The organism is Croceibacter atlanticus HTCC2559, assembly GCF_000196315.1.
Lineage (GTDB): Bacteria > Bacteroidota > Bacteroidia > Flavobacteriales > Flavobacteriaceae > Croceibacter > Croceibacter atlanticus.
In genome coordinates, this window is record NC_014230.1 from 1,646,752 (window position 1) to 1,664,251 (window position 17,500).

The following is a 17,500-nucleotide window of genomic DNA, read 5'->3' on the forward strand; positions in this document are numbered from 1 at the left end:
TATTTTTGAGAAATTACTAATAAACTAACCGATTGTGCAGAATATTTTAAATTACATAAATGGAGAATTCCTAGAGCCTCAATCTCAAGAATGGTTGGATAATTATGAGCCATCTTCTGGTAAGGTCTATTCTAAGATTCCGAATAGTGATGAGCGTGATGTTGCCTTAGCGGTGAAAGCTGCAGAAAACGCCTTTCCCAATTGGTCTAAAACAACTATTGATGAACGTAGCTCAATTTTACAACGTATTTCTGAAAGCATCTTAGAGAATTTAGAAATTTTAGTTATTGCAGAGGCTAAAGATAATGGCAAACCAGAATCTTTGGCAAGAGCTGTAGACATTCCTAGAGCAGCAAGTAATTTTAAATTTTTTAGTCAGGCAATTACACAGTTTTCTACCAATGCGCACGAAAGTGTTGGTTTAAATGCTGTAAATTATACCTTAAGAAAACCACTTGGTGTAGTAGGTTGTATCTCGCCTTGGAACCTACCATTATATTTATTTACGTGGAAAATAGCACCAGCATTAGTATCTGGTAATTGTGTGGTGGCAAAACCTAGTGAGGTTACACCAATGACAGCTTATTTGTTATCTAACATATGTCATAATGCAGGATTACCAAAGGGCGTACTTAACATAGTACATGGTTTAGGTACTACAACAGGACAAGCCATTATAGAGCATCCAAACGTAAAGGCTATTAGTTTTACTGGCGGTACTGCAACTGGAGAACATATTGCACGTACAGCAGCGCCAATGTTTAAGAAATTGTCTTTAGAGTTAGGTGGTAAAAACCCAAACCTCATATTTGCAGATTGTGATTATGATAAGATGCTGGAGACAACAGTTAGATCTAGCTTTGCCAATCAAGGTCAGATTTGTTTATGTGGAAGTCGCATTTTTGTTGAAGCTTCTATTTACGATAAATTTAAAACAGATTTTGTAAATAAAGTTTCTCAACTTAATGTTGGTCATCCTTCAAGTAAAGATACAAACGTAGGCGCATTGGTGTCTAAACCACATTTAGAAAAAGTATTCTCATATATAGATAAAGCTGAAACCTATGGTGGTAAAATACTTACTGGTGGAAACAAAGTGACTGTTAAAGGTTACGAAGACGGTTATTATTTAGAGCCTACTGTTATTGAGGTTTCAAGCAATGATTGTAAACTAAACCAAGAAGAAATTTTTGGACCAGTTGTCACATTAATGCCTTTTAAAACAGAAGAAGAAGCGTTACAATTGGCAAATGGTGTGCGTTACGGATTAGCAGCTACCATTTGGACTAATAATTTAAACAGGACAATGCGTTTATCTTCTGAAATTGAAGCAGGAATAGTTTGGGTAAACACTTGGATGATGCGTGATTTAAGAACGCCTTTTGGTGGTATGAAAGATAGCGGCGTTGGTCGTGAAGGTGGCTTTGAAGCCTTACGCTTCTTTACAGAACCAAAGAACGTGTGTATAAGTTATGAGTAAATTGATATTCAATTCAGGAAGTTTCGCGTAATGTTTAAGACGAAGCTCTTGGCTGATTGTATAGATGAATGACATTTTAAAATAAATAGAACTAGTTTGTAGGTCTCGGCTACACTTGACAAGACAACTAGAACAAAAAATAAACTTACAGAAACTTTCAATTAGATTTTATTTTCTGATTGTTGGTTAAAGAAAACACTCAAATTATGAACCTATCCTTAACAAACAAACATGCATTAATCTGCGGAAGTACTGCAGGAATTGGAAAAGCTACTGCTATTGAACTGGCAAAACTTGGTGCAACCATTACCTTAGTAGCAAGGAATGAAGATAAACTAAAAGCTGTTTTGGCAGAGTTATCTAGGGAGCAAAAACAAAACCATAATTACCTTGTTGCAGATTTTACAAATCCCGAAACCTTAAGAAAAACAGTAGAAAAAGCAACATCTAAAACTACCTATCATATCTTGCTTAATAATACTGGCGGACCAAAAGGTGGCCCGATTTATACTGCAGATACAACTGAATTTACAAACGCGTTTCAGCAACACTTAGTGTGTAACCAAATACTTACGCAAGCTGTAGTGCCAGGAATGAAAGATGCAGGTTATGGTAGGATAATTAATATTATTTCAACCTCTGTAAAACAACCTATAGATGGTTTAGGCGTAAGCAACACAATTAGAGGAGCAGTAGCAAGTTGGAGTAAAACTTTAGCTAATGAGCTAGGTCAATTTGGGATAACAGTTAATAATGTATTACCAGGATTTACTGCTACAGAACGCTTAGATCAGATTGTGACTAACAAGGCTAATAAAGCTAACTCTACAGAAGAAGAAGCTCGCCATGTGATGAAAAGTATTACGCCAGCAAGACGTTTTGCAGAACCAGAAGAACTTGCCTATGCTGTAGCTTTTCTAGCCAGCCCAAGCGCAAGCTATATTAACGGTATTAATTTACCTGTAGATGGTGGCCGTACTAAGAGTTTATAAAAATTTAATGCTCACTATATTTAGTATTGCAAAAGTATTAAACCAGCAATAGTTTAATATTTCTTTCTTGTTCCAATTAACTTTGTATTTTAGTAGGATTACTTCGGGCAAGGATAGAGGTGATATCCTCCCATTTTTCTTGGGAGATAAAGCCGATAGCCTGGTTTTTTGTAGCACCGCGAAAAAGAAGCCCGCCAAAACAGACTTGAACTATGACTAAACGAAAATTACGCATAAACGGCCATTCACACCTTTTACCATATCCTGAAGAAATTCCACAGTTTATGAAGGATAAAGGTATATTTTGGGTAGATAAGGACCGAAAATTTATGCTTCAAAAGGATTGGAGAAGGCCTGTTACCGATTCTAGTTTTTTCCTTAACGAGAAGTTGGAGTGGATGAACCGTTACAATATAGATCACGCTGTAGTGCTTAACTTATCTCAGCTTTATGGTAATGGGTTACGCGTGGAGGAAATGAAGAAAGCGTTGCGTTTTCAGAATGATTTTAATGCAAAGGTACAGCACGATAATCCGTCTAAATTTACATGTGGTTTTGTGGTGCATCCTGGTTTTGTGCAAGGTGCGCTTTGGGAAATTGAACGCTGTGTAGAAGAACTTGGCTTGCAGCTTTTATGTTTGCCAACGCATTATATGGATACTATAGGAACGTGGCGTTGTATTTTTGATGAAGAAAATGAGCCAATTTTTGAGTTGGCAAGCAAGTATAATTTAGCGGTTGAAATTCACCCATACGATGGTGAGAAGTTTATACTTTTAGAGAACACGTCTTGGCGTTTTCACCTTATATGGATGTTGGCACAATGTGCAGATGCCTATCATTTCTTAACTCTAAACGGATATGCAGATAAATACCCTAATATGCGCACGTGCTTTGCACACGGAGGCCAGTTGGCACAGATAAATTTAGGCCGAAGAATACAAGGATTTGATGGTCGTCCAGATTTGTTTGAAGGTAAAACACACCCAAGAAAAGCAGTAGGACATAAGAACATTTTCTTTGATACCTTAGTTCACGATACGGGTTCCCTTAAACTTTTGGTAGAAAACCAGAAGCCAAAGCAGATTATAATGGGCTTAGATGATCCTTACCCGTTAGGAGAAATGGAAAGCGCGGTACAATCTTCTTATCCAGGTAAAATTTTAGATCTCGCACAAGAACGTGGCATACTAAATGAATCTGAATGTGATGATATATGGGAAAACAATGTTATACAATGGCTTTGTGGAGATGACCAAGATGCTAAGGATAAGTTGATGAAACGAATATTGAATGAATAATTACGATTATTATATTGAAAGCAGTTTTACTTATATTAATATCATTATTGATAAATACATCTTCAAATGTTGTCTGTTCGTGTGGAATTATTTTAGATGAAGAAGGAGCTAGACGACTTAAAGATAAAATGGATATTATAATCGAAGGCACTGCGATTGAAGTAGTCGATGAGCAATTCAATAAGTACTGTACTAATGAAAATGTACGTGTTAGAGTAGATAGAGTTATTAATGGTCCTGATAATTTAAAAGAAATATTAACTAATCAAACATCTGCAGGTAATTGTATTAAATCTTTAACAATTGGAGAGCAATATATTATAATAGGAAACAAGCTAGCCGTTAAACAATCTAAATTAAATTCTACAAAAGCTCACATACCTTTAGAGATTAAAAACTCAATTAAAAATGGAATTAACTTATGTAGAAAAAAGTCTGATGATGAAGAGAAATACTGGAACTGTCTTTATAATGTAAATACTGTAATTATGACGGATGGTTGCTTAATTGTAGATTCAAAACTTAAGTTCTTTAATTATTTTTAATTAACCTCAATGCATTTTTTACCTGAAGATTTAGACGATTATGTTGTAGCACATAGCCAACAAGAACCAAAGTTACTTCAAGATTTAACTCGTGAAACTTGGCAAAAGGTCTTGGCGCCAAGAATGTTAAGTGGGCATTTTCAAGGTCGTGTGTTAAGTATGATTTCTAAACTTATACAACCAACATCTATTTTAGAAATAGGTACTTACACCGGATATTCTGCTTTATGTTTAGCAGAAGGTATGTCTAAAGATGCCGTTTTACATACTATCGATATTAATGAGGAGTTGCAAAACTTTCAGCGTAAGTATTTTAATGCTTCTGGTTATGGTGACCGCATTATTCAACATGTAGGAGATGCTATGGAGATTATTCCAACATTAAATACCACATTCGATTTGGTTTTTATAGACGCAGATAAAGTAAATTACCCAAATTACTTTGAGTTGGTCATGCCATTATTAAAATCGGGTGCTGTAATTTTAAGTGATAACGTTTTGTGGACTGGAAAGGTAATTGAACCTTTAAATCCTAAAGACAAAGACACAGCTGCACTATTAACATATAACAAATTGCTTAATACAGATGACCGTGTGGAAAGTGTCTTATTACCTATACGCGACGGATTAACGGTAACTAGAGTATTATAATTAGAGTAAGTAGTTAATGAAAAGATGCTAAGTAATTACTTAAGCAATTATTACTCACCAAAATACCTTATTAAAAATTGCTGGTAAGATTTAAAGAATAAGAAGGCTATAACAGTACCAACAAAAGCACCAACCAAAATATCTCCAGGATAGTGTACACCTACATAAATTCGGCTCATTATAAAGAGTATAGGCCAAAGGTACATGATATATATCCATTTGTATTTTTCACGTAATGTAAGGACTAAAAAAGTAGTCACTACAAAAGAAGATGAGGCGTGGCCTGAGAAAAAACTATAATTGTCCGGCGTTTGCAATATGCGAATAACGTCTGCAAGGTCTGTTACATTATTAGGTCTTAAGCGAGCTACAGCAGCTTTTGTAAAATTTGTAAACGCAAGAGTTGTTGCAAAAGAAGCAACTAAGCTAACTATTGTAAATGCAGCTTTTTTCCAGTGAAATGCTAAGAAGTATAATATAAAGAATAGGATAAAAAGTGGAACCCAATGCTTAATCTGCGTTACAAAAATCCAAAACGCATCATAATCTTCAATTCCTAAACTGTTAAGATAGACAAACAACTCACGATCCCAATTTTTGAGTTGCTCTACCATTAAAAGCGGCGTTTTATGGGACCAGTTATCTCATCGATATCATCATTAACCTGGTCTACCTCTTTCTTTATATCCTTGGTAATGTCTAAATCCATACCGTGTTTTTCGGCACTTTTAGAAATTTCAGATTTAATATCATTTGTAGCACTTTTTATAGAACGTAAACCTTGTCCTAAACCTCTGGCAATTTCTGGAATTTTATCTGCTCCAAAAACCATCACGAGGATGAAGATAATAAAGGCAATTTCTGCACCACTAATAAATAACGGAAGTATCATCATAATTATCTGCAAATATACGTAGGGAATAGTGCATAAAAAAAAGCACATCAAAGTATTTTAATGTGCTCCTTAAAAATAAATTTTATTTGCTTAGCCTTTTTTCAAAGTTACCCTAACTTCACCTGTATTGTTATTTTTAGTAACATCTACACGCTCAATACTGTCTTTATCTAAAGCGTCTACTTTTTCTTTAGATGATATTTTGCCATCAATAAAGTATGTAATGTCCTTAGAGACAACATTTGGCTTAGCATTACCGTCTTTAAGAATGATTCTAACTTCACCTGTACCATCGTTTTTTACAACATTTACAGAAGCAATGTGATCTGGCTGTAATGCATCTACATTTGCTTTAGTTACTACTTTTTCATTTATATAGTACACAATATCTTGATCGTCTTGATCTGTTTTTACCTCAATAACGTTGTGATTGTTTCCAACGTGATTAGCATTGTCACTAATTACTATAACCTCTTTACTGTTATCCTTGATATGAGTTGAATGTGATATAGTGCTATCTACATTTAAAGCTGGCTCAGAGTGTTGTTTAATAGTAACTTTTTGCTCTTTTGTATCTAATTGTATGCTGAAGGCTTGAATGCCCTTAGTATTCTTAAAGGCATAATTTTGGGAGTCATCCTTATAATTTATAACAAGTTTTAAAGCAGTAATACGATTTCCCTCGCGCTTTATATTTTTGAAATTAACCTTAGCGTCATAGGTTGAAAATTTGTCTTCAATTGTTTTTAAATCCTCCTTGGTAGAAACATTCATTACTACAAATTCAACAAGCTCACGAGAAGAGGTTGCTTTAGAGCGTTGCGTAATTGTAATTAATTCTGTTTTTGGAGATTCACTTTCAGAACTTTCTATATTAGAAGAAGTTGAAGCAATTGATTGAGTTTCTGAAACTGCTGAGTGTTCTTGAGCAATTGTCTTTACATTAAATGTAAAAATAAAGCCTAGTAATAGTGGAGCTATTAAGCTCATTTTCCAAAGACTTTTACGGTTTGAAGCTGATTTGTTTAACATAATGATTCGTTTTTTGATGAATGATTGATAAAAATTTGTGGTGATTTCTGGATAAGAGTTTCGAGCAGAAGTACGTACCATAGCCAATTGGTAGTCACGTTTACAAATGCTTGTGTCAACTGTACTGCAGTCTGCGAGAAACTCAAGATTTTGCTCTATGTTATTCTTGTAAACCCAAGCTAAAGGATTAAACCATTGTAATGTTATTAGAAGGTTAGCTAGAATTACATCTAAAGTATGATATTGTTTTACGTGAATCTCTTCGTGTTTTAATATAAGTGCCAACTCGTTACTACTGTGAAGTGATGGATTGCAAATTATATAATTCAGAAAAGAAAAAGGCGCAATATTGTCTTGAACTTTAATATAGTTTATGCCATTTTTATTTAAGCTGTTTTTATTAAGAATGAAACGCTTAAGTGAAAAGAGTTGTATTACAAAACGACCGCCAACTATAGCTACACCAATACTATAAATAGTAAGAGCAACTAGCCACCAATTAGGTTGAAATCCTTGTTCTGCAATAGGCGTTATATTATTTAGTAAGGTTCCCTCAAGTGTAACAGGAGCTACATACACAATTTTAGTAATGGTAACTAATGGGATACAGATGGCAGAAATTAATCCACCAATCAAGAAGTAGCGATTGGCTTTAAAAAGCGTTTCTTTTTGAAGGCATATTCCATATACCAAAACAAACAAACCAATTATAGTGGCACTTTTAAGTAAAAAAAACACAAGCGTATCCATATTATTTGTTTTCTATGAGGTTAAGAATTTCTCTAAGTTCTTTGGCAGATATTTTTTCTTCCTTAGCAAAAAATGAAACAAGATCTTTATAAGAATTTTCAAAATAACCATCCATAGCAGTAGCTAAAAAGGTTTTGCTGTATTGCTCTTTAGTAATTACAGGGAAATATTGATGTGTTTTTCCAAAAGCTTGATGAGCTACGTAGCCTTTATCTTCTAAGTTTCTCACAATGGTAGAAATGGTGTTATAATGATTTTTTCCGGAGAGTTTAGAAACAATGTCTTTTACAAAGGCACGTTCCAACTCCCATAACACCATCATTATATCTTCTTCTTTAGCTGTTAACTTATCCATAGTATAAATTTGATAAGACAAACTTAAAACTATTTTTGTAGTTATACAACTATAAAAATAGTTATTTAACTAAATAAGTAGTTTTTGATGTGTTTGATTGTTGTCAATTAGTAGGTTAGCCTAAAATATCGTTTAAGACTTTTGCTAAACGCAATCCGCTTTTATGAAGTTGTGTTCTTACCAATGGGAAGTTTTCATACATATATTCATAACCAAGCTTATCACCAGAATTTGCAGTTTTGTAAACTGTTTGAACTAATGCACGAGACTCATTAGCCCAATCTAATACAGTGCCAGCTTGCCATTGTTTAATTTGAGTTTTGGTAAGGTCTTCTCTGTTAGAAGATAATTCTGAATAACTCATTTTATAAAAGTCAATCATCTCACTATCCCAAACACGGTGTAGGTTAGAGCCTTCATTAAACCAGCGCACTTGTATATCATTACCACCTTTATCTTCAGATCTCCCAGTATGTAATGGTTGGTGTAAGTCTCCTATAAAATGTACTAAAAGTTTCAGGTAAAATGCACGGTCATCTTTAGATAAGGTTTTGTTTTGCACTTTAGTCATACACTCGTTAATAGCTACAATTATATCACCTTTAGGATTTTTTTCCGCTTCACCATAAGAAGTATCAAAAGGTACATTTACATAATGCCAAGGTCCATATGCTCTATATTTTTTGTCGCTTCGTATTTCATCTGCATAGATAGAAACTTCAGCAAGAGAGGTACCGTCTAAAATATCTTTAATTGCTTTTCTGGCTTTTCTGTTAAGATGTTTAGAGGCAATTTCGCCCACAGCACGATGGCCCGTTTTTCCCCAATCATTTTTAATTTCTAAAGCTTCAGAAGGCATATTATTTGAAGAAGCAGAGAATGAGGTTAATACAATTAAAGAGAGTATAAGTAGGTATTTCATTTTAAATATAATTTTCAGCAAAAATAAGAAAGCTAAAGTGACCTTAAAGTTAAATAAAGCAATCCTCTAATTTTAATTAATATTTTTGGTATAGCTTTTGATTTTTGATGTAACAATCTATAATATATAACGTCTTATACCCTATGAAATGTAATCGATTATTTCCTGTTTTATTAGTGTTGTTTTGCGCCCTAACAGTCAACGCCCAAGGTGTTTTCTCTAAAGAAGGACAGCAAAAAAAGGCAGATACGCTGCAAAAACTTAAACTAACTCCGTTTGTACACGGCACCTTACAACTCCCTAAAGATGGTAAAGCAGAAAAACTAATTGTTTTTATCATGGGTTCTGGAGATGTAGATAGAGATGGCAACCAGGCAACCTCTAGGCGAAATACATTTAAGAAAATGGCAGACCAATTGGCTAAAAAGGGGATTGCTACATTTAGGTATGATAAACGCGTAATACCAATGTTAAAGCAAAATATGGATTATAGAAAAATCTCCTTTAACGATTTTATTAAAGACGCCAAGGATGCAATCGCTTATTTTAGAAACGAAGGAAATTATAATCAAATATTTATTGCTGGCCATAGTCAAGGCTCACTAGTAGGTATGCTAGCAGCAAAAGACACAGCAGATGGCTTTATCTCGATAGCAGGACCATCTACTACTATAGATGAGGCTATTGTATCTCAATTAGAACAACAAATGGGTATGGGTAAAGAAGCAGAATATGCCTTTAATGCCTTACGAAAAGATGGAAAAGTAACTGATTACAATAAAGGCTTAGCAAGTATTTTTAATGAAGATTTACAGCCATTCCTATTATCCTGGATGCCTTACAATCCTACTGAAGAAATTAAGAAATTAGAGATGCCAATATTAATTATAAATGGCACAAAAGATTTACAAGTTACCGTAAAAGATGCTGAGGTTTTGCATGACGCAGCACCAGAATCTGAACTCAAGATTTTTGAAAACATGAATCACGTTCTTGTCACTATTGAAGGTGATGACCTTGAAAACGCAAAATCCTATAATGAATCTTGGAGACCTCTAACTATGGGATTGGTCGAGACGATTGCTAATTTTGTAACAAAACACTAACCCCAAACTAACAAATATTTAACTTATGAAATTATTGTACACAGCTGCCATTGCAGCATTCTTATTAGTAGGTTGTGGTACACCAAAAGCACCGCTATCTGCTACACAAAAAGAAACACCTAAAGTAGTTCTCACCTCTGTAGATCTTATTAATGTGACAGATGATAAGGTATCTGTGGTTGTAAATCCGCCAACTATTACAGAAAAGGAAATAAAGTTTTCTTTGCCAGCCATAGTGCCTGGTACTTATAGTAGAGATGATTATGGTAAGTATATCGAAGCTTTTAAAGCTTTAGATTATAGTGGAAACGAGCTTCAATTTACCAAAGTAGATGATAACACGTGGAGCATTTTAAATGCAGACAAGCTAGATAAAGTAACATATTTGGTTAACGATACTTTTGATATAGAAAGTGAGCACGATATTTTTTCTCCAACGGGAACCAATATAGCTTCAAATAACTATGTTTTAAATATGAATGGTTTTATAGGCTATTTTAACACCTTGAAAAACCTTCCTTATGAAGTTTTAATTAAGCATCCAGAAACATTGTATGCAGGGACATCCTTAAATGAATTAGAAATACCTAAAACTAAAGATAGTCTTACAGCTGCCAACGCAAATTATTATAAAGTAGATCGTTATGCAGATTTAATAGACAGTCCAGTAATGTATACAGAGCATGAACCTGTATCGTTTACTGTTGGAGAAACAGAAGTGTTAATAAATGTTTTCTCACCTAACGGAACCTATTCTGCTGAAGATTTTAAACCTGTAATCTCGACAATGGTTGAAGCTCAAAAAGCTTATCTAGGAGATTTAAAGACAACAAACAAGTATGCAATTTTAGTATACTTATCTACAGTTGGAGCAGAAGATGCTCAAGGTTTTGGTGCATTGGAGCACAACACATCTACGGTAGTTGTTATGCCAGAGCAATATCCTAAACAATTATTAGATAAAGCGATGGTAGATATTGTTGCACACGAGTTTTTTCACGTTGTAACACCATTAAGTATTCATTCTGAAGAAATTCATTTTTTTGATTTCAATACCCCTAAAATGTCTCAGCATTTATGGATGTATGAAGGTGTAACTGAATATTTTGCACAACATTTTCAAGTGTATGAAGGCTTAGTAACTCCAGAAGAGTTTTATGATGTTATAGTATCAAAAATAGATAACGCAAAACGTTATACTGGTGATTTTTCATTTACTGAAATGAGTAAGAATGTTTTAGAAGAGCCTTATAAAGATTCCTATGCAAACGTGTATGAAAAAGGTGCATTAATAGGAATGTGTATCGATTTAATTATGCGTGAGCAGAGTAATGGTGAAAAAGGATTAATAGATCTTATGAAAACACTTACTAAAAGGTTTGGTAGTACAAGTCCTTTTAGTGATGATACGTTTATTGAAACTGTTGCCGCATTGTCTTATCCAGAAGTAGGTAATTTTTTAAGAGATCACGTACAAAATAATGGTGCTATTAATTACACAGAATATTTTTATTTGGTAGGATTAGAGTTTGCTGAAACTAAAACAAATACGGCATTATTAGCAAGTCAAGACGTTCAATACATTAGAGGGAATGAAGAAGGTGAAATTGTATTTGTAAATGGAGAATTAAACAGCACACTGCAAGATTTAGGTGTTTTAGGTGGAGATGTTTTAGTAAGCTATAATAAGAAAGAATACAACCTATCTACAGCTAGAGGATTAATAATTGCTACAAACGGATTAGCAGAAGGAGATACTGTTACTCTAACGGTAAAGCGTAATGGCGAAACAGTAAAATTATCTGGTAAATATAGTACACCTACATATTTAGCTAACAAACTTGGAGAGAGTCCTTATGCTACAGAAGAGCAGAAAGCTTTAAGAGCTGCTTGGTTAAATAAGTAGACATTTTACAAGACATTTAAGATTGACTTTAAAATCGTATTTTGCGCAATACAGATTTTAAAGTCAATTTTTTTTATGGAAAACACACCTTTCTTTGCAAATGATGCTATTGTCTTCGGGTTGTTAATGGTAGCCTTAGGAGCTGTATTTTATACATCATCTAAACAAAGTGGTTTTTGGAATAAATTTTACAAAGTAGTTCCTGCATTATTAATGTGCTACTTAATTCCTGCCATCTTTAATTCTTTAGGGATTATAAGCGATGAGTTTTCTAACCTTTATTATGTAGCAAGTAGGTATTTACTGCCAGCTTCATTGGTGTTAATGACACTAAGTATAGATTTAAAAGCTGTTTTCAACTTAGGCCCTAAGGCGTTAATTATGTTTTTTACAGGAACTGTAGGAATAATAATTGGAGGTCCTTTAGCAATCTTACTAATCTCTGCAGTATCTCCAGAAACAGTTGGTGGTGCTGGTCCAGATGCAATATGGCGCGGTCTTGCTACTTTAGCAGGAAGTTGGATTGGTGGTGGTGCCAACCAAGCAGCTATGCTGGAAATTTTTAAATACAACCCAGAGAAGTATGGAGGAATGGTGTTTGTAGATATTGTTGTTGCCAACCTATGGATGGCAATTGTATTAATGGGAATCGGGAAAACAGAACGTATAGACCGTTGGTTAAAGGCAGATTCAAGCGCAATTACAGAGCTTAAGGAAAAAGTAATTGCCTATTCTGAAAAGGTAACGCGAAACCCAAGCCTTTCAGACCTTATGATTATGTTAGCTATAGCATTTGGAGCTACCGGAATAGCACATTGGGGATCAGAAATTATAGCAGGATTCTTAGCTTCAAATTTTGAAGTTTTCAATGATAAGACCTCTGCATTATCTTCATTTACATCTACATTCTTTTGGATGATTACTATAGCCACAACTATTGGTGTACTATTATCATTTACCAAAGCAAAACAATACGAAGGTGCTGGTGCCAGCAAGATAGGTAGTGTATTTATTTATATCTTGGTTGCAACTATTGGTATGAAAATGGACTTAACAATGATTTTTGATAATCCAGGTTTAATAGCTATTGGTTTAGTCTGGATGGCTATTCACGCTGGTCTTTTAATAGTAGTTGCTAAACTTATTAGAGCACCATATTTCTTTCTTGCAGTAGGTAGTCAGGCCAATGTTGGTGGAGCCGCATCTGCACCTGTAGTTGCAGCTGCTTTTCATCCGTCTTTAGCTACTGTAGGCGTTCTTTTAGCTGTGTTAGGATATGTTGTAGGAACTTGGGGTGCTTTATTTTGTGCAAGATTAATGGAAATAGCTTCATAAACCCATTCGTAAATTTCAATAAAAAGTGCATATTTGCCCGCTCAAATTCAATACATAATCAATGAAATATTTAGTAGTAATTTTAATGTGTTTTGCTGTTGTAGCCTGTTCAACAAAAGAATCTAACCTAGTAATTACCGGTAAAGTAGAAGGCCTTAAAAAAGGAAAGCTGTATTTACAGAAAATAGAAGATACGCTTTTAGTAAATATAGATTCTGTAATTGTTGATGGTGATGCTAATTTTGAATTTGAAGCATTAGTTAAAAGTCCACAAATACACTACTTATACTTAGATAAGTTAGACAACAGTGAGTTTGATGATAGAATTAGATTTTTTGCTGAAGAAGGCGAAATGACTATTAATACAACACTCAAAAATTTTGAAGAAGCTAAAATTGAAGGTTCAGAGAATCAAGTAAAGCTTGAATATTTTAATGCTATGATTAAGCGTTTTAATAAAGAGAACCTAGCCTTGGTAAAAGAAGATTTTGAAGCTCAGAAAGCTAATGATCAAGATAAATTATTAGAATTAGAAAAGCGCTTTGACCGTAATTTAAAACGTAGATATCTTTATACCGTAAACTATGCTTTAAATCAAAAAGATTTTGAGGTAGCACCTTATCTAATGGTTTCTGAAGTTTTTGATGCTAATATTAAATACTTAGATACTGTATATAACAACTTAGCGCCTAAGGTTAAAAAGTCATTTTATGGCGAAGAGCTTAAAAGCTTAATAAAAGAACGCAAAACATTAGAATAATAGATTGCCTATCTATTTAAAAAAAAAATCCTGATGTACACCATCAGGATTTTTTTTTGCAATCTGTTTTAAGTCATAAAAAAAACCTGATAAGATTGTAACTCTTATCAGGTTTTAGATTAATTGCGAGTTGTTTATTTAGTAAACAGTAGTTCGCGGTATTTAGTTAATGGCCAAAGCTCATCATCTACTAATAGTTCTAGCTTGTCACAGTGGTATCTTATTACATCAAAATAAGGCTTTACTTTATTACAGTATGCTTCAGCACGCTTTTCGGCGTCTTTCTTATTTGCTTTCTTGCGCTCTTCAATCATTTCTGTAATGCCCTTGTTAATTTGTTTGATGTGATCTGAAATCACTTCAATTAAATTCATTTGCTCTTCAGAATGTTTCTTGAAATCGTCACCATAAATCTGCTTTAATCCTGTTACATTTTCAATAAGCAAGTTTTGGTAACGTATAGCAGTTGGTATTACATGATTGCGGGCAATATCTCCTAAAAGACGACCTTCAATCTGAATACGCATACCATATTCCTCAACCTGTATTTCATGACGAGCTTCAATCTCAACCTTATTCATAATATTAAGGTCTTCATAAAGCTTTATGAATTTCTTGTCTAGGTTAGCTTTAAGTGCTTCTGGAGTAGTCTTATTGTTACTTAAACCACGCTTTTTAGCTTCTTTTTCCCAAGCTTCACCATAACCATCACCTTCAAAACGAATCTTTTTAGATTGCTTAATGTATTCTCTAAGAACATTGAAGATAGCATCATCTTTCTTCATTTTCTTGTCCTTAATCAATGCATCAACCTCTACTTTAAATTCATTAAGTTGCTTTGCAACCATGGCATTAAGAGCAGTCATTGGTACAGCACAGTTAGCTGTTGAACCTACAGCACGGAACTCAAATTTATTTCCTGTAAATGCAAATGGAGATGTCCTGTTACGGTCTGTATTGTCTAATAAGATTTCAGGAATCTTACCAACAACATTAAGTTTAAGGTCTGTTTTTTCTTGTGGAGAAAGTTTACCATCTGTAACTTTTTCTAATTCATCTAAAACAGCTGTTAATTGAGAACCTATAAATGCAGAAATAATTGCAGGTGGCGCTTCATTAGCTCCTAAACGGTGATCATTACTTGCACTAGCTATAGTAGCTCTTAATAACTCCTCATTATCGCAAACTGCTTTAATTGTGTTTACAAAGAAAGTTAAGAACTGTAAGTTCTTCATTGGCGTAGAACCAGGACTTAGTAAGTTTACACCTGTATCTGTACTTAAACTCCAGTTGTTATGTTTTCCAGAACCATTAATTCCTGCAAATGGCTTTTCGTGAAAAAGCACTACAAACTTATGACGTTCTGCAACTTTACGCATCACATCCATTATTAGTGAGTTATGGTCTACTGCCAAGTTTGCTTCCTCAAAAATAGGGGCAAGCTCAAATTGGTTTGGTGCTACTTCATTATGTCGAGTTTTTACAGGAATACCCAAAAGCATACATTGCGTTTCCAAATCTCTCATATAATTAAGTACACGTGTTGGTATAGAGCCAAAGTAGTGGTCATCTAACTGTTGTCCTTTTGCAGAAGCGTGTCCTAATAAAGTGCGTCCAGCTACAGATAAATCTGGTCTTGAAGCAGCAAGCGCACTATCAATTAAAAAGTACTCTTGTTCCCAACCTAATGTTGCATTAACTTTAGATACTTTCTTGTCAAAATATTTAGCAACGTCTGTAGCTGCAGAGTCTACTGCTTGTAAAGCACGTAGTAAAGGTGTTTTGTTGTCTAAAGCTTCTCCAGTATAAGAAACAAATACTGTAGGAATGCATAAAGTTGTACCAAATACAAATGCTGGAGATGTAGGGTCCCAAGCTGTGTAACCACGAGCTTCAAATGTATTTCTAATACCTCCGTTAGGAAAAGAAGAGGCATCTGGTTCTTGCTGTACTAATTGGCCGCCACCAAATTTTTCGATAGCTAAACCATCTCCAATAGTTTCAAAAAAGGCATCGTGCTTTTCTGCAGTACCACCAGTTAATGGTTGAAACCAGTGTGTGTAATGCGTTGCTCCTTTAGAGATTGCCCATTCTTTCATTCCTGTTGAAATATGGTCTGCAACTTCACGAGAAATTTTAGATCCTGTTAAAATTGCATCTGTTACACTTTTAAAAGAATCTTTTGTTAAGTATTGGCGCATAGACGCCTCATTAAATACGTTTTTCCCAAAAAGTTCTGAACGACGAATTGATTCGTCTATTTCTACAACTGGTCTGTTTAATGTTTCTTTTAAAGCTTGAAATCTAAGCGTTGCCATGAGTATGGAATTTAATTAATTTCATATTAATAAGCGCAAAAATATATTTAAAACGCCAAAACCCCCTAATTTTTAATGTTAACTTTTTAAAAAAGAAACTTTAAATTATTAACAACCCCTAAAATTATAGGGGTTAATATGATATTAAAATTAAAAAACTAGTCTATAAATGCTAAACTGATAAAAATACAGTAGCCAACAAAAAGAATAAGCCCCTTATAACGACCAAGTATAAATGTCTTAGGGATAAATGCTAATGGGATAAGAATAAATGCAAAACCTAACAGCCACATCATATCGTTGGTAAGCACTTCTTGGCTTTTCATGGCAATTGGTTGTATTACAGAAGTAATTCCTAAAACAGATGCTATATTAAAAATGTTAGAACCAATTAAGTTTCCTAGTGATATTGCTTTTTCCTTTTTAAGTGCGGCGATTACAGAAGCTGCTAATTCTGGGACACTTGTACCAACGGCTATCATTGTAACTGCGATTACACGTTCACTTATTCCCAACATAGAAGCAAGGTCTACAGCGCCTGTTACTAATAATTCTGAGCCGCCCCAAAGTGCTGCGCCTCCTAATATTAACCAAATGGCAATTTTAAAGTTTGAGGTTTTTGCTAAGCCATCATCTAAACCATCATCTGTTAATGGAGATGCTTTTTTCTTAGCTCTGGTAATTAATACTATTATATATAGGACAAGAGCTACAATAAAGGTAATTCCTTCTAGTCTCGAAATAGAATCGTTGGTAAGAAGAAAACAATAAAGTAGGATAGACATGACCATCATTACTGGCCAATTAAATTTGTAGAAATCTTTATCTAAAGCTAAAGGAGAAATAATAGCTGTAATTCCTAACACTAAACCAATATTTGCAATATTGGAACCTATTACATTACCTAAGGAAATATCTGAGAAGCCATCTAAAGCAGCTTTTAAACTTACTATTAATTCTGGTGCAGAGGTTGCAAAAGAAACAACAGTTAAACCAATAACCATTTTAGAAAGCTTGAGTTTGTAGGATAATCCTACAGAAGATCTTACTAAAAATTCTCCACCAACAACTAAAAAAAGAAATCCTAGAAATAAATAAAGTATGCTCATTAATTTTTTTTGCGAAGATAGCAAACTGCGTAGGAGTTAGCCA

The 17,500-nt window shown here is 34.1% G+C and carries 16 protein-coding genes; 9 read left to right on the plus strand and 7 right to left on the minus strand.

Annotated elements, in window-relative coordinates:
• The first annotated feature begins 34 nt into the window (after nucleotides 1–34).
• The 5 genes from CA2559_RS07415 to CA2559_RS07435 all read left to right on the plus strand — a co-directional run bounded on the left by CA2559_RS07415 (nucleotide 35) and on the right by CA2559_RS07435 (nucleotide 4,969).
• On the plus strand, nucleotides 35–1,480 hold the full coding sequence (locus tag CA2559_RS07415) for an aldehyde dehydrogenase (RefSeq protein WP_013187243.1): 1,446 nt from the start codon (nucleotides 35–37) through the stop codon (nucleotides 1,478–1,480).
• A 206-nt stretch (nucleotides 1,481–1,686) separates the two neighbouring features.
• A complete protein-coding gene (locus tag CA2559_RS07420) occupies nucleotides 1,687–2,472 on the plus strand; it encodes an SDR family oxidoreductase (protein ID WP_041240949.1) in 786 nt (261 codons plus the stop codon).
• Between the two features lie 212 nt (nucleotides 2,473–2,684).
• Nucleotides 2,685–3,773 (plus strand): amidohydrolase family protein, encoded by a 1,089-nt coding sequence (locus CA2559_RS07425; protein ID WP_013187245.1) that lies wholly within the window; start codon nucleotides 2,685–2,687, stop codon nucleotides 3,771–3,773.
• A gap of 128 nt (nucleotides 3,774–3,901) precedes the next feature.
• On the plus strand, nucleotides 3,902–4,318 hold the full coding sequence (locus CA2559_RS07430; RefSeq protein WP_148232793.1) for a hypothetical protein: 417 nt from the start codon (nucleotides 3,902–3,904) through the stop codon (nucleotides 4,316–4,318).
• Nucleotides 4,319–4,327: 9 nt separating this feature from the next.
• Complete coding sequence (locus CA2559_RS07435; RefSeq protein ID WP_013187247.1) at nucleotides 4,328–4,969, plus strand: O-methyltransferase; 642 nt, start codon at nucleotides 4,328–4,330, stop codon at nucleotides 4,967–4,969.
• A 50-nt stretch (nucleotides 4,970–5,019) separates the two neighbouring features.
• Here the strand turns inward: CA2559_RS07435 and CA2559_RS07440 are convergent, their stop codons facing one another.
• The 5 genes from CA2559_RS07440 to CA2559_RS07460 form a co-directional block, all read right to left on the minus strand.
• Complete coding sequence (locus tag CA2559_RS07440) at nucleotides 5,020–5,583, minus strand: phosphatase PAP2 family protein (protein WP_013187248.1); 564 nt, start codon at nucleotides 5,581–5,583, stop codon at nucleotides 5,020–5,022.
• Entirely contained in the window at nucleotides 5,583–5,864 is a 282-nt protein-coding gene (locus tag CA2559_RS07445) for a Sec-independent protein translocase subunit TatA/TatB (protein WP_041240951.1), read from the minus strand. The genes CA2559_RS07440 and CA2559_RS07445 overlap by 1 nt, the downstream gene beginning before the upstream one ends.
• 90 nt (nucleotides 5,865–5,954) lie before the next feature.
• Complete coding sequence (locus tag CA2559_RS07450) at nucleotides 5,955–7,646, minus strand: M56 family metallopeptidase (RefSeq protein ID WP_013187250.1); 1,692 nt, start codon at nucleotides 7,644–7,646, stop codon at nucleotides 5,955–5,957.
• A gap of 1 nt (nucleotide 7,647) precedes the next feature.
• Nucleotides 7,648–8,001 carry a BlaI/MecI/CopY family transcriptional regulator gene (locus CA2559_RS07455; protein WP_013187251.1) on the minus strand — a complete coding sequence of 118 codons (354 nt, stop codon included), beginning with the start codon at nucleotides 7,999–8,001 and terminating at the stop codon, nucleotides 7,648–7,650.
• A 115-nt stretch (nucleotides 8,002–8,116) separates the two neighbouring features.
• Nucleotides 8,117–8,923, minus strand: coding sequence for a S1/P1 nuclease (locus tag CA2559_RS07460; RefSeq protein WP_013187252.1), 807 nt, complete (start codon nucleotides 8,921–8,923; stop codon nucleotides 8,117–8,119).
• 143 nt (nucleotides 8,924–9,066) lie between these two features.
• Here CA2559_RS07460 and CA2559_RS07465 point away from each other — a divergent pair, with 143 nt between their 5' ends.
• The 4 genes from CA2559_RS07465 (at nucleotide 9,067) to CA2559_RS07480 (ending at nucleotide 14,030) form a co-directional block, all read left to right on the plus strand.
• A complete protein-coding gene (locus tag CA2559_RS07465) occupies nucleotides 9,067–10,029 on the plus strand; it encodes an alpha/beta hydrolase family protein (protein WP_041240952.1) in 963 nt (320 codons plus the stop codon).
• A gap of 25 nt (nucleotides 10,030–10,054) precedes the next feature.
• A complete protein-coding gene (locus CA2559_RS07470; RefSeq protein ID WP_013187254.1) occupies nucleotides 10,055–11,935 on the plus strand; it encodes a M61 family metallopeptidase in 1,881 nt (626 codons plus the stop codon).
• Nucleotides 11,936–12,010: 75 nt separating this feature from the next.
• Entirely contained in the window at nucleotides 12,011–13,270 is a 1,260-nt protein-coding gene (locus CA2559_RS07475) for a DUF819 family protein (protein WP_013187255.1), read from the plus strand.
• A 61-nt stretch (nucleotides 13,271–13,331) separates the two neighbouring features.
• Nucleotides 13,332–14,030: a DUF4369 domain-containing protein gene (locus CA2559_RS07480; RefSeq protein ID WP_013187256.1), complete on the plus strand. Its 699-nt coding sequence runs from the start codon at nucleotides 13,332–13,334 to the stop codon at nucleotides 14,028–14,030.
• A gap of 134 nt (nucleotides 14,031–14,164) precedes the next feature.
• Here the strand turns inward: CA2559_RS07480 and CA2559_RS07485 are convergent, their stop codons facing one another.
• Entirely contained in the window at nucleotides 14,165–16,348 is a 2,184-nt protein-coding gene (locus CA2559_RS07485; protein WP_013187257.1) for a glutamine synthetase III family protein, read from the minus strand.
• Between the two features lie 158 nt (nucleotides 16,349–16,506).
• A complete protein-coding gene (locus CA2559_RS07490) occupies nucleotides 16,507–17,457 on the minus strand; it encodes a calcium/sodium antiporter (protein ID WP_013187258.1) in 951 nt (316 codons plus the stop codon).
• Between the last annotated feature and the right edge of the window lie 43 nt (nucleotides 17,458–17,500).

Coding starts and splice junctions, on each gene's coding strand:
- CA2559_RS07420 (WP_041240949.1), top strand. CDS start 1,687: ATGAACCTATCCTTAACAAACAAACATGCATTAATCTGCGGAAGTACT.
- CA2559_RS07425 (WP_013187245.1), top strand. CDS start 2,685: ATGACTAAACGAAAATTACGCATAAACGGCCATTCACACCTTTTACCA.
- CA2559_RS07430 (WP_148232793.1), top strand. CDS start 3,902: ATGGATATTATAATCGAAGGCACTGCGATTGAAGTAGTCGATGAGCAA.
- CA2559_RS07435 (WP_013187247.1), top strand. CDS start 4,328: ATGCATTTTTTACCTGAAGATTTAGACGATTATGTTGTAGCACATAGC.
- CA2559_RS07440 (WP_013187248.1), bottom strand. CDS start 5,583: ATGGTAGAGCAACTCAAAAATTGGGATCGTGAGTTGTTTGTCTATCTT.
- CA2559_RS07445 (WP_041240951.1), bottom strand. CDS start 5,864: ATGATGATACTTCCGTTATTTATTAGTGGTGCAGAAATTGCCTTTATT.
- CA2559_RS07450 (WP_013187250.1), bottom strand. CDS start 7,646: ATGGATACGCTTGTGTTTTTTTTACTTAAAAGTGCCACTATAATTGGT.
- CA2559_RS07455 (WP_013187251.1), bottom strand. CDS start 8,001: ATGGATAAGTTAACAGCTAAAGAAGAAGATATAATGATGGTGTTATGG.
- CA2559_RS07460 (WP_013187252.1), bottom strand. CDS start 8,923: ATGAAATACCTACTTATACTCTCTTTAATTGTATTAACCTCATTCTCT.
- CA2559_RS07465 (WP_041240952.1), top strand. CDS start 9,067: ATGAAATGTAATCGATTATTTCCTGTTTTATTAGTGTTGTTTTGCGCC.
- CA2559_RS07470 (WP_013187254.1), top strand. CDS start 10,055: ATGAAATTATTGTACACAGCTGCCATTGCAGCATTCTTATTAGTAGGT.
- CA2559_RS07475 (WP_013187255.1), top strand. CDS start 12,011: ATGGAAAACACACCTTTCTTTGCAAATGATGCTATTGTCTTCGGGTTG.
- CA2559_RS07480 (WP_013187256.1), top strand. CDS start 13,332: ATGAAATATTTAGTAGTAATTTTAATGTGTTTTGCTGTTGTAGCCTGT.
- CA2559_RS07485 (WP_013187257.1), bottom strand. CDS start 16,348: ATGGCAACGCTTAGATTTCAAGCTTTAAAAGAAACATTAAACAGACCA.
- CA2559_RS07490 (WP_013187258.1), bottom strand. CDS start 17,457: ATGAGCATACTTTATTTATTTCTAGGATTTCTTTTTTTAGTTGTTGGT.